The sequence below is a fragment of the Streptomyces atriruber genome, assembly GCF_001418325.1.
GTDB lineage: Bacteria > Actinomycetota > Actinomycetes > Streptomycetales > Streptomycetaceae > Streptomyces > Streptomyces atriruber.
This window is the reverse complement of record NZ_LIPN01000031.1, coordinates 44,107-55,918: the sequence shown is the minus strand read 5'-3', so window position 1 is coordinate 55,918 and position 11,812 is coordinate 44,107. Positions and strand designations below refer to the sequence as shown.

Genomic DNA, 11,812 nt, shown 5'->3' with positions numbered 1-11,812 from the left:
TTCCCGAGTCGCACTACTTCGATCGCGCCACTCCTGATCCCGCTACTTCTGATCCTGGACGTTGCCGGGGCCCTGGATGCCGAGGGCCTCGGTCGTCGCCGGATTGATCAGGAGGACGAGCGAGACGACCGCGCAGATCGCGAGGACGATGCCGGCCGGGATCGCCGCACTGTTGGCCTGCAGCATCTGCCAGGCCACCGGAAGCGCCATGATCTGCGTGATGATCGCGGGACCGCGGCTCCACCGGCGCAGCTTCAGCAGTCCGCGGGCGGCGAGCAGCGGGAGCAGGGCGAGGACCATCAGCGTGATGCCACCCGTCCAGGCCTGCTTGGCGTCGTCGGGCGATCCCGAGATGCCCAGCGCGAGCATGTACACGCCCCCGGCGAGGAGGGCGAGGCCCTCCAGCGCGACCAGGGCCGCGGCGGCGGTCACCCGCGCGGGTCGCGGGCCCGACTCGGGCGACTCCGGGGCTTCGGGGGTGGTTTTCCGCTCAGTACTCACCCCAGCAGGGTAGCTCCGGGCGCGTCCGCCCCGGCACCTCGGTCTAGGCCGTGTAAAGAGCGCTAGGTAGTCTGCTTCGCATGCGTGCACTTCTCGTGGTCAACCCGGCGGCAACCACCACCAGTGCGCGTACGCGTGATGTGCTGGTCCACGCACTGGCGAGCGAGATGAAGCTCGACGCGGTCACCACCGAGTACCGCGGGCACGCCAGGGACCTCGGCCGGCAGGCCGCGGAGAGCAAGGACATCGAGCTGGTCGTCGCCCTCGGCGGCGACGGCACCGTCAACGAGGTCGTCAACGGCCTGCTGCACCACGGCCCCGACCCGGACCGCCTCCCCCGCCTCGCCGTCGTCCCCGGCGGCTCCACCAACGTCTTCGCGCGCGCCCTGGGGCTGCCCAACGACGCCGTGGAGGCCACCGGCGCCCTGCTGGACGCCCTGCGCGAGGGCAGTGAGCGCACGGTGGGGCTGGGCATCGCGGGCGGTACGCCGGGCACGGAGGACGAGGCCGTGCCATCGCGCTGGTTCACGTTCTGCGCGGGTCTGGGCTTCGACGGCGGCGTGGTGGGCAGGGTCGAACAGCAGCGCGAGCTCGGTCGGCGCTCGACGCACGCCCTGTATGTGCGCCAGGTGCTGCGTCAGTTCATCGACGAGCCCCACCGCAGGCACGGAATGATCACCCTGGAGCGGCCCGGCGAGGACCCGGTGACCGACCTGGTGATGTCGATAGTCTGCAACACCTCTCCGTACTCCTACCTGGGCAATCGCCCGCTGTACGCATCTCCGCAGGCCTCTTTCGACACGGCTCTGGACGTGCTGGGACTGAAGAAGCTCTCCACGGCCGCGGTGGCCCGTTACGGCACCCAGCTCCTGACGTCCACGCCGGAGCGAGGACCGCACGGTAAGCACGCAGTTACGCTCCACGACCTCACAGACTTCACCTTGCATTCAAAGGTTCCGCTGCCCCTCCAGATGGACGGTGACCACTTGGGGCTACGGACGAGCGTGACGTTCACAGGCGTACGCCGTGCACTGCGTGTGATTGTGTGAGTGGAAGGGCCTAAAGTCCTTTCACTCGAACGTTTAGGCCAGGGTCCACCCCATAGAAGTACGGCTGTGACCCAGCCGACACTGAGGAATCAAAAAAAACTTTCCTGAAGGGGTTGTATCCGCCGCCGAGGTTTGCGAATCTCTACATGGCGATCGGGACGGCCCGCAACATCGGCCCCACAGAGAGCCAGAACCCCTCCTCCACCACAGGTCCACACCAGGCAACTGGGCGTCGGCCCTTCCCGTGCGGGGGGATTCGTGAAAGCGTTCACATTCACAAGCAACCTGCATGTAATACCAAGGAGAGGTAGCAGCCATGGACTGGCGTCACAACGCCGTTTGCCGCGAGGAAGACCCCGAGCTCTTCTTCCCCATCGGCAACACCGGTCCTGCGCTGCTGCAGATCGAGGAAGCCAAGGCCGTCTGCCGCCGCTGCCCCGTCATGGAGCAGTGCCTGCAGTGGGCGCTCGAGTCCGGCCAGGACTCCGGCGTCTGGGGTGGCCTCAGTGAGGACGAGCGCCGCGCAATGAAGCGCCGCGCCGCTCGCAACCGTGCACGCCAGGCCAGCGCCTGACGCCCACACCCCCCACGAGCCTGAGCTTGGCGGCGCGTACAGCGCGTACGCAACTCCCGCCCCCGAGCCGCAGCCGCGCAGTACCCCCGATGCGCAACGCAACGTGAGCAGTGAGCCCCGGACCAATCGGTCCGGGGCTCACTGCTTTCCGCTTTCGCCTGTTTGCCCCCGCTACCGCTGCCTGCCGACCGCTACTTGTCGCCGCGGACCGGGATGTCCAGGAGGACCTGCGTGCCGCGCTCCGGTGCCCGGACCATGTCGAAGGTGCCGCTCAGCTCGCCCTCGACGAGGGTGCGGACGATCTGCAGGCCGAGGTTGCCGGAGCGGTGCGGGTCGAAGTCATCGGGCAGCCCGATCCCGTCGTCCTGGACGGTGATCAGCAGCCGTGCCTCCTTGGTGGTGCCGCCGCGCACCGCCGACACCTCGACCGTGCCGGTGTCCCCCTCGCGGAAACCGTGCTCCAGGGCGTTCTGCAGGATCTCCGTGAGCACCATCGACAGCGGCGTCGCGACCTCGGCGTCCAGGATCCCGAAGCGGCCGGTGCGCCGGCCCGTCACCTTGCCGGGCGAGATCTCGGCGACCATCGCGAGCACCCGGTCGGCGATCTCGTCGAACTCCACGCGCTCGTCCAGGTTCTGGGAGAGCGTCTCGTGGACGATGGCGATGGAGCCCACGCGCCGCACGGCCTCTTCCAGCGCCTCGCGGCCCTTGGCGGAGTCGATGCGCCGGGCCTGCAGCCGCAACAGCGCGGCGACCGTCTGGAGGTTGTTCTTCACCCGGTGGTGGATCTCCCGGATGGTCGCGTCCTTGGTGATCAACTCCCGCTCGCGGCGGCGCAGTTCGGTCACGTCCCGCAGGAGCACGAGCGAACCGATGCGCGGCCCCTTGGGCTTGAGCGGGATCGCGCGCAGCTGGATCACTCCGTCGCCGCCCTCGATCTCGAACTCGCGCGGCGCCCAGCCGCTGGCGACCTTGGCCAGCGCCTCGTCCACCGGGCCGCGGGACGGGGCGAGTTCGGCCGTCGCCCGGCCCAGATGGTGCCCCACGAGGTCGGAGGCGAGACCGAGGCGGTGGTACGCGGAGAGCGCGTTCGGCGACGCGTACTGCACGACGCCGTCCGCGTCGAGCCGCAGCAGACCGTCACCCACGCGCGGGGAGGCGTCCATGTCGACCTGCTGCCCCGGGAACGGGAACGACCCGGCGGCGATCATCTGCGCCAGGTCGGACGCCGACTGGAGGTAGGTCAGCTCAAGCCGCGAAGGAGTGCGGACCGTCAGCAGGTTCGTGTTGCGGGCGATGACGCCGAGGACCCGTCCTTCCCTGCGTACGGGGATGGACTCGACGCGCACCGGAACCTCTTCGCGCCACTCCGGGTCGCCCTCGCGCACGATGCGCCCCTCGTCCAGGGCCGCGTCGAGGAGAGGGCGGCGGCCGCGCGGGACGAGGTGGCCGACCATGTCGTCCTGGTAGGAGGTGGGGCCGGTGTTGGGCCGCATCTGCGCCACGGAGACATAGCGGGTGCCGTCGAGCGTGGGCACCCAGAGCACCAGGTCGGCGAAGGAGAGGTCGGAGAGCAGCTGCCACTCCGAGACCAGCAGATGCAGCCACTCGAGATCGGAGTCACCGAGAGCGGTGTGCTGGCGGACGAGGTCGTTCATGGAGGGCACGTGTGGAGCGTACCTTTCGCGTCCGGCGGCTCCCGTCGAGCCGCGGCGCCAGGGCGGGACCCTCAGCCCGCCCACGGCACCGCAGCCCTTCAGGTGCATCGGCCGCCAGAATGTGCGGTACTGGACAGCCGATCTTGAGGATCCGACGCGGTCAGGGCAGAGAGCGCCGGTTCCTCGATCCGCTCTCCTGTGCGGGAAGAGCGGAGGCTTTACCCACGCATTGTGGACTAGACCATTCTCCCATGTCTATGCGTCTGCAGATGTTTGTTGTTGTCTCTTTCTCCGACATTCGGAGCCGACATCTTCCGACCTGCGGCCAGGCCTGCGACGCCGGAGGTCAGACCTCGCTCCCGGTCGGCCGGCCCTGCGGCCAGGCCGTCATGGCGAGATCGGCCACCGCCTCCAGATCCTCCCTGGTGGCGCCGTCCCTGGCCTGTTGCGACATCCCCTGGAAGACCGCTCCCGTGTAACGGGCGAGGGCGGCGGGGTCGGTGCGGTCGGGCAGCTCCCCCGCCGCGACGGATGCGCGGATGCGGGACTCGATGAGCGCCACGTTCGCGTTCCGACGGTCCCGCAGGGCCTTTTCCACCTCCGGCGTCGTGCAGTTGGTGGCCGCGGTGATGACGAGGCAGCCGCGGGGGTGGGTGGGGTCGGTGAACTCGGCCGCGGCCTCGTGCAGCATCCGCGACACGGCGGCGCGGGCGGTCGGCTCCTCGTCGAAGGCGCGGGCGCTGAAGACTCCGTGGGTCGCTCCGTACCGCACGACGACCTCGTCGAAGAGGGTGCGCTTGTCACCGAAGGCGGCATACAGGCTCGGGGCCCCGATGCCCATGACGCGGGTGAGGTCGGAGACGGACGTCCCCTCGTACCCGTTCTCCCAGAACGTGCGGATCGCCTGTTCGAGGGCCGTCTCGCGGTCGAAGGAGCGGGGGCGCCCGCGCTGTTTCGTCGCCATGGAGTGAATTGTATAGCGGGCACTAGAAAAAGAGCGCGGGGGTGGGGTAGCGTTCTTTCTGTAGCGACCACTAGAGAAAGAGGGGGCGTCCGACATGGATGCAGTCACGAGCGCGGGCATCGGCACGGACACGAGTGCAGGCACGGGCCGGCTCGCGGGGAAGACGGCACTGGTCACGGGCGGGAGCCGGGGTATCGGGCGGGGCATCGCCGAGCGGCTGGGGCGGGACGGAGCCCGCGTCGCCGTGCACTACGGCAGCAATGAGGTCGCCGCGAAGGAGACGGTGGCGGCGATCGAGGCGGCGGGCGGCTCCGCCTTCGCGTTCGGGGCGGAGCTGGGGGCGCCCGGAGACGCCGAGGCGTTCTGGACGGAGTTCGACCGGCACGCGGACGGCCTGGACATCCTGGTGAACAACGCCGGCATCGGCCTGTACAGCCACGTGGGAGAGGTCGAGGAGGCGGATTACGACCGCGTGTTCGCGGTCAATGCGAAGGCCCTGTTCTTCGTCGTCCAGAAGGGACTCGGCCGACTGCGCGACGGCGGCCGGATCATCAACATCTCGTCGGGCGTCACGCGCATCGCCTTCCCGGTCACCGTGGCGTATTCGATGACGAAGGGCGCGGTGAACGTGCTGACGCACACACTGGCGCAGGAGCTCGGCCCCCGCGGGATCACGGTCAACGCCGTCGCGCCGGGCATCATCCGGACCGAGATGATGGACGGGATCCCCGAGGCCCAGCGCTCACAGATGGCGGGGTATTCGACCTTCGACCGGATAGGCGAGCCCGCCGACGTGGCGGACATCGTCTCCTTCGTGGCCTCGGAGGACGCGCGATGGATCACCGGGCAGTACATCGACGCGACGGGAGGGTCGCTGTTGGGCGTGTGACCGGGCGCTTCGAGGCCGCCGGGCACGGTTCGACGGGCGGAGGCGGGGGCGAGAGCCGAGCATGGATCGGAGAGCGGAGGAATCGGCCGTTCTGGCGACGCAGCACTGCTGTTCCGGCGGCGCAGCTCTGCTAGATTGGTCTATACCACCAACACTCTTGAGCCCCTCTCCAGATCGGCAGGCCCAGCGTGGAAGTTGTCATCGTCCCGGACGCCACGGCAGGCGGCGAGCTCATCGCGGAGGCCATGGCCGCCCTGGTGCGCCGTAAGCCTGACGCCCTGCTCGGTGTCGCCACCGGCTCCACCCCGCTGCCCATCTACGAAGCGCTGGCGGCCAAGGTCGCGGCCGGTTCCGTGGATGCCTCGCGGGCGCGCATCTGCCAGCTCGACGAGTACGTGGGGCTGCCCGCCGGGCACCCCGAGTCGTACCGCTCCGTGGTCCTCCGTGAGGTCGTGGAGCCGCTCGGGCTGAGCGAGGCCTCCTTCATGGGTCCGGACGGCAGCGCCGAGGACGTGCAGGCGGCGTGCGTGGCGTACGACAAGGCGCTCGCCGAGGCCGGGGGTGTCGACCTCCAGCTGCTCGGGATCGGCACGGACGGGCACATCGGGTTCAACGAACCGTGCTCGTCGATCGCTTCCCGTACGCGCATCAAGACGCTGACCGAGCAGACGCGGGTGGACAACGCGCGCTTCTTCGACGGGGACATCGAGCAGGTCCCCCACCACGTCATCACCCAGGGCATCGGGACGATCCTGGAGGCGCGGCACCTGGTGCTGCTCGCCACGGGTGAGGGCAAGGCGGATGCGGTGGCCGCGACGGTGGAGGGGCCGGTCGCCTCGGTCGTGCCCGCCTCCGCGCTGCAGCTGCACCCGCACGCCACGGTCGTCGTGGACGAGGCCGCCGCGTCGAAGCTGAAGCTCGCGGACTACTTCCGGCACACGTACGCGAACAAGCCGGACTGGCAGGGTCTGTAGAAGCGGCCTGCGCGGGCCTGCACAGGCAAGCCCGCGCAAGCGAGTCCGCGCCGACGAGCTCGCGTCGGCGAGTTCGAACAAGTGAGAAGGGGCGCCCCCGGTCGGGGCGCCCCTTTCGCTGGTCCGGGCTCTGTGCGTGGTGGGCGGGTCAGCCCGCGACGATGACCTCTGCCGCCGCCTCGCCGCACACCCGCGCTGCACCGCGCGTCGCGATGTGGAGGGCGCCGGTCGGGGCGGACTGGGGGACGCCCATCTCCACCACGACCGTGTCGGGACGGGCCGCCACGAGGGTCTGCACGGCCTCGGCCATCCATGCGTGGCGGTGCGCGTCGCGGACCACGGCCACGATGCGGCGGGTGCCCGCCGCCGCGAGGGCCTGGCTGCCCGAGCCCTCGCCGGAGTACGTGGCCGACTCGGTGCCGGGGAAGCGGCGCTCCAGTTCGGCGGTGACACCCCAGGGGGTCTCGTTGCCGACGGCGATGTTCGGGAGCGGGCTGAAGGTGGCCACGTAGGGCGCCGAGGTCAGCGGCGCCGCGTACGTCTCGCCACGGGTGACCGTCAGCGCGCGGCGGGCCGCGACCAGACCGATCCCGGTGTCGGGCGCGCCCCCCGCGTGCTCGGCCGCGCCCGGCCCCCGCGACGCCACGGCCCAGCCCGCGAGCGACCGCACGCGGTCGGCCGCGTCGGCGAGCCGCTCCTCGGGCAGCTCGCCCGAGCGCACCGCAGCGACGAAGGCGTCCCGGAGGCGCAGCACGGTCCCCTCGTCCGAGGGGCCGCCACCCGTGCAGATCGCGTCTGCGCCGGCGGCGATGGCGAGGACGCAGCCGCGCTCGAAGCCGTACGTACCGGCGATGGCCTGCATGTCCATGCCGTCGGTGACGATGAGTCCCTCGTAGCCGAACTCCTCGCGGAGCAGGCCGGTCAGGATGCGGCGCGAGAGCGTTCCGGGGTTGTCCGGGTCCAGGGCCGGGGCCAGGACGTGGGCGCTCATCACGGCCCGTGTGCCCGCGCCGAGCGCCGCGCGGAACGGCGCCAGGTCACGGGAGTTGAGGATGTCCCGGTCGACGTCGATGACCGGCACGGAGTGGTGCGAGTCGATCGCCGTGTCGCCGTGCCCCGGGAAGTGCTTGGCGGAGGTGGCGACGCCCGACGACTGCATGCCCTCGACGTAGGCGGCGGTGTGCCGGGCCACCAGGTCGGGGTCCGAGCCGAAGGAGCGTACGCCGATGACCGGGTTGTCCGGGTTGGCGTTGACGTCGGCCGACGGCGCCCAGTTGAAGTTGATGCCGCAGGCGGCCAGGCGGCGGCCCAGGTCGGCGGCGACCTCGCGGGTCAGTGCGGGGTCGTCGACGGCGCCGAGCGCGTGGTTGCCCGGGTAGGAGGAGCCGGTGCGCACCTCGAGGCGGGTGACGTCGCCGCTCTCCTCGTCGATGGCGATCAGCAGGTCGTCGCGTTCGGCGCGCAGCTGTGCGGTGAGCGCGGCGACCTGCTCCGCGGTCTGCACGTTGCGGCCGAACAGGCTGACGGAGGCGAGGCCTTCGCCGATCCGGCGGCGCAGCCAGTCCGGTGCGGTGGTGGTGCCGTCGAAGCCGGGCTGCAGGACGGCGAGGGCGTTGCGGGTGAGCGTGTCACCGGCGTGCGTGAGAGTCGTCATGTGCGGAGTTATCCCTTCACTGCGCCGTCGGTCAGGCCGCTGACGGCCCTGCGCTGCAGGAAGACGAAGAGGATCAGGATCGGGATGGCGAAGAGGGAGGCGGCCGCCATGGTGGCACCCCAGTCGTCGCCGAAGGCGGTCTGGAAGCTGGAGAGCCAGATCGGCAGGGTCTTGGCGTCCGCTTCCTTGTTGAGCACGAGGGCCAGCGGGAACTCGTTCCAGGCGGTGATGAAGCCGAAGAGCGAGGTCGACATCAGGCCCGGCGCGAGCAGCGGCAGGATCACCCGGCGGAAGGCCTGCATGCGGGTGCAGCCGTCGACCATGGCGGACTCCTCCAGCTCCCTGGGCACGGCGGCGACGAAGCCGCGCAGCGTGAGGAGGGTGAAGGGCAGGATCATCACCATGTAGAAGAGGGTCAGCGGGATCAGGCTGTTCAGCATGTCCGCGTCGCGCACGATGATGTAGATCGCGATGACCATGACTTCCCAGGGCGCCATCTGGGCGAGCATGAAGCCGATGATGAAGCCGCGGCGGCCCTTGAAGCGCATGCGCGCGAGGGCGAACGCGGCGGTCACGCCGATGATGAGCGAGAAGAGCACCGCAAGGATCGTGACGGTGATCGAGTTGCCGACCATGGTCCAGAAGTGGTCGGCGTCGATCGCCTTCTTGAAGTGCTCCAGGGTGGCGTCGGTCGGGAACCAGACCGGGTCCTCGGCGATGATGTCGCCGGTCGGCTTGAAGGCCGTCGCGAACATCCAGTACACGGGGAAGACGCAGAACACGAAGATGACGACAGCGACCAGGTTGGGCCACAGACGGCCCATCAGCGAGCGCTTCACAGCTCGTCCTCCTCTTGCTTGAGCACGATCCGCAGATAGAACGAGGTGATGGCGAGCAGGATGACGATGGTGAGCAGCGCGATCGCGGCCCCCATGCCGAAGTGCTGGTTGCCCATGCCCTCGATGTAGGCGTAGACGGGCAGGATCTCGGTGAGCCGGTCCGGGCCGCCCTCGTTGATCGTGAAGACCTGCACGAACGCCTTGAAGACCCAGATGATCTCCAGGAACGTCGTGGCGTAGAGGAAGGGCCGCAGATACGGCAGCGTCACCTGGGTGAACTGCTTCCAGGCACCGGCGCCGTCCAGGGCCGCGGCCTCGTACAGCTCCTTGGGAATGGTGGTCGTGGCGGCGTACAGGTTGATCGCCACGAACGGGATGGACATCCAGACGATCAGCAGCAGGACGACGAAGAAGGTCGAGTACTGCGTGGCGAGCCAGTCGTGCTCGGCCATCGAGTCGAAGCCGATCTTCGCGAGCACCCAGTTGATGACGCCGAAGCGCTGCGCGAACAGCCACTGGTAGACCGTGCTCGCCGCGACGACGGGCATCGCCCAGGCGAGCACGAGGCCGAGCAGGAGGAAGGTGCGCATCTTCCGGCCGAGGCGTGCCAGCAGGAGTCCCACCATCGTGCCGAGGACCATGATCAGCACGACGTTGACGGCGGTGAAGGCGACCGAGCGGCCGGTGACCCGCCAGAAGTCCTCGCCGGTGAGGACCTCCTTGTAGTTGTCGATTCCGTTCCACTCCGTGAGGTGCAGAATGAACTGCCTCATGTTGAGGTTCTGGAACGACAGGATCCCGTTGTTGACCAGTGGCCAGCCGAGCAGCAGCAGGGTGGCGATGATCGCGGGGGTCAGGAGCAGATAGGGCGTCAGGCCGGCGAGACGTCCTGAGCGGTCGTGCGGGCCGTCCGGTAGTGGCCCGCCGTCCGGTGTCTGCACCTCCGTCGGGCCGGAGGGCGGCCGTTCGGTCTTCTGCACGGTCATGCTCGCCATCTCTTTCGTGGGCAACGCGAAGCGCTGTGTCCAGCGCGGTAGAACGCCGGGGTCAGCGCCGAGAACGCCGAGGCCGGCGCGGAGGGGCGCCGAGGCGCGGAGAACGCGGAGATCTCATGGGTACGCCGGGGGCAGCGGGGTCACGTCACCCGCCGCCCCCGGCAAGAGGACGCGTCTTTACTGCTTCTGCGACAGGCGCTTGTTGAGCTCGCCCTCGACCTGCTTGGCGGCGTCGGCGGGCGACTTACCGTTGAGCACCGCGGTCATGTAGTTCTTGATCGGGTTCGGCGGGTTCTCGACCGCGCCCCACTCCGGGATCAGCGGGGTGATGCCGCCGCCGGGGGTGGCCGGCGTCATGGCCTTGGCGGCCGGGTTGCCCGCGAGGGAGGAGCTGAGGGACTCCTTGTTCGGGATCACGCCGCCTTCCTTGGCGAACTGACCCTCGAACTTGTCGGACAGCGCGATCTTCAGGAACTCCTTGGCGAGCTCCTGCTTCTTGCTGGTCGCGGCGATGGCGAGGTTGGAGCCGCCGAGGAAGACGCCCTCGGGCTTGTCCGCCGTGGCGCCCGGGATCGTGAAGTAGCCGATGTCCTTCTCGATCTTCTTGTCGGTCTTGATGGCCAGCGCGGCCTCCCACGGCATGGCGATCATCGCGCCGGTCTTGCCCTTGCCGAAGACCTCGCCCTGCTGCGGCGTGGCCTCGTCCTTGTTCTTGGGGGCCTTGGAGAGCTTCTGGAACTCCTGGTACGTCTTCATGGCCTTGGAGACCTTCGGGTCGCCCAGGTTGGAGACGTACTTGTCGCCGTCCTTCTTGACCAGCTCGGCGCCCTCACCGATGGTCAGGCCGACGAAGTGGTACCAGAACTGGCCCGGCATGTAGAGCGGCTCGGCGTCGGTCTTCGCGCCGATCTGCTTGAGGTCCTTGAGGAACTCTTCGCGGGTCTTGGGGGTGTCCTTGATGCCGGCTTCGGCCCAGATCTTCTTGTTGTAGATCACGACGCGGTTGAGGACGAACCACGGGGCGGCGTACTGCTTGCCGTCGATGACCGAGGCCTTGTTCATCGACTCGGTCCAGTCGGCGCCGATCGACTCCTTGAGGTCGCCGAGCTCGGCGAGGCCGCCGGTCTTGGCGTACGCGGCGGTCTGGGTGTTGCCGATCTCGAAGACGTCCGGCGGGTTCTCCTCGGAGAGGGCGGTGGTCAGCTTCTGCTGGATACCGTTCCACTGCTGGACTTCGAACTTCAGCTTCGCGCCGGTCTTCTTCTCGAAGGCGGCCGTGACGTCCTTCTGCCACTTGTCGGGCGTCGAACCGTCCATCGCCCAGAGCGTCAGGGTCTCACCCTTGAAGCTGTCGGCTCCCCCGGCCTTCTTGTCGTCGTCGTCACTGCCGCAGGCCGCGACCGAGACCAACATGCCCGCGACACCGATGGCCGCAATGAGCTTGCGCTTCACGTCACCCTCCTCAAGGGATGCCAGTCAACCCCCCACCCGCAGCGACCAAATGGACCGAGATCTGCCCGTGGGACTGGAACCTGGTCTTTAATGGTGTAGACCAGTACGGGGAGCTTGGCCTAGACCTTTAGGGGTGTCAAGGGTGTATAAGAAGGGCTGTCGCCTCCGTTATCGGACCGACACCTGAGCAGGCAGAGTCTGCTCGGCCCGTACCGTGCCACGATGTGAGCCGCGACAGACGGAGGAGCCGGTGACGGCAGCAG

Annotated in this window: 11 protein-coding genes; 4 read left to right on the top strand and 7 right to left on the bottom strand. The window is 68.9% G+C overall.

Going from position 1 to position 11,812, the window contains the following annotated elements:
- Nucleotides 1–42: 42 nt before the first annotated feature.
- Entirely contained in the window at nucleotides 43–501 is a 459-nt protein-coding gene (locus AOK03_RS03935; protein WP_055563722.1) for a hypothetical protein, read from the bottom strand.
- Between the two features lie 80 nt (nucleotides 502–581).
- Between AOK03_RS03935 and AOK03_RS03930 the strand changes: the two genes are divergently transcribed.
- Together AOK03_RS03930 and AOK03_RS03925 are read left to right on the top strand one after the other, a co-directional pair.
- A complete protein-coding gene (locus tag AOK03_RS03930) occupies nucleotides 582–1,550 on the top strand; it encodes a diacylglycerol/lipid kinase family protein (protein WP_055563721.1) in 969 nt (322 codons plus the stop codon).
- 316 nt (nucleotides 1,551–1,866) lie between these two features.
- Nucleotides 1,867–2,124, top strand: coding sequence for a WhiB family transcriptional regulator (locus tag AOK03_RS03925; protein WP_016639615.1), 258 nt, complete (start codon nucleotides 1,867–1,869; stop codon nucleotides 2,122–2,124).
- A gap of 191 nt (nucleotides 2,125–2,315) precedes the next feature.
- Here AOK03_RS03925 and AOK03_RS03920 read toward each other — a convergent pair whose 3' ends face one another.
- A complete protein-coding gene (locus tag AOK03_RS03920; protein ID WP_055563747.1) occupies nucleotides 2,316–3,782 on the bottom strand; it encodes a sensor histidine kinase in 1,467 nt (488 codons plus the stop codon).
- A 346-nt stretch (nucleotides 3,783–4,128) separates the two neighbouring features.
- Entirely contained in the window at nucleotides 4,129–4,746 is a 618-nt protein-coding gene (locus tag AOK03_RS03915; protein ID WP_055563720.1) for a TetR/AcrR family transcriptional regulator, read from the bottom strand.
- 94 nt (nucleotides 4,747–4,840) lie between these two features.
- On the opposite strand from AOK03_RS03915, the gene AOK03_RS03910 reads away from it, so the two are divergent.
- On the top strand, nucleotides 4,841–5,635 hold the full coding sequence (locus AOK03_RS03910) for an SDR family oxidoreductase (protein ID WP_055563719.1): 795 nt from the start codon (nucleotides 4,841–4,843) through the stop codon (nucleotides 5,633–5,635).
- 188 nt (nucleotides 5,636–5,823) lie between these two features.
- Nucleotides 5,824–6,609, top strand: coding sequence for a glucosamine-6-phosphate deaminase (gene nagB / locus AOK03_RS03905; protein WP_055563718.1), 786 nt, complete (start codon nucleotides 5,824–5,826; stop codon nucleotides 6,607–6,609).
- Between the two features lie 148 nt (nucleotides 6,610–6,757).
- On the opposite strand, the gene AOK03_RS03900 is transcribed toward nagB, so the two are convergent.
- The 4 genes from AOK03_RS03900 to AOK03_RS03885 form a co-directional block, all read right to left on the bottom strand.
- Nucleotides 6,758–8,263 (bottom strand): glycoside hydrolase family 3 protein, encoded by a 1,506-nt coding sequence (locus tag AOK03_RS03900; protein WP_055563717.1) that lies wholly within the window; start codon nucleotides 8,261–8,263, stop codon nucleotides 6,758–6,760.
- An 8-nt stretch (nucleotides 8,264–8,271) separates the two neighbouring features.
- Nucleotides 8,272–9,102, bottom strand: a complete 831-nt coding sequence (locus AOK03_RS03895; RefSeq protein ID WP_055563716.1) for a carbohydrate ABC transporter permease — start codon at nucleotides 9,100–9,102, stop codon at nucleotides 8,272–8,274.
- On the bottom strand, nucleotides 9,099–10,088 hold the full coding sequence (locus tag AOK03_RS03890) for a carbohydrate ABC transporter permease (protein ID WP_055563746.1): 990 nt from the start codon (nucleotides 10,086–10,088) through the stop codon (nucleotides 9,099–9,101). Before AOK03_RS03890 ends, AOK03_RS03895 begins: the two co-directional genes overlap by 4 nt.
- A 186-nt stretch (nucleotides 10,089–10,274) precedes the next feature.
- Nucleotides 10,275–11,549 carry an extracellular solute-binding protein gene (locus AOK03_RS03885; protein WP_055563715.1) on the bottom strand — a complete coding sequence of 425 codons (1,275 nt, stop codon included), beginning with the start codon at nucleotides 11,547–11,549 and terminating at the stop codon, nucleotides 10,275–10,277.
- Nucleotides 11,550–11,812: the final 263 nt, after the last annotated feature.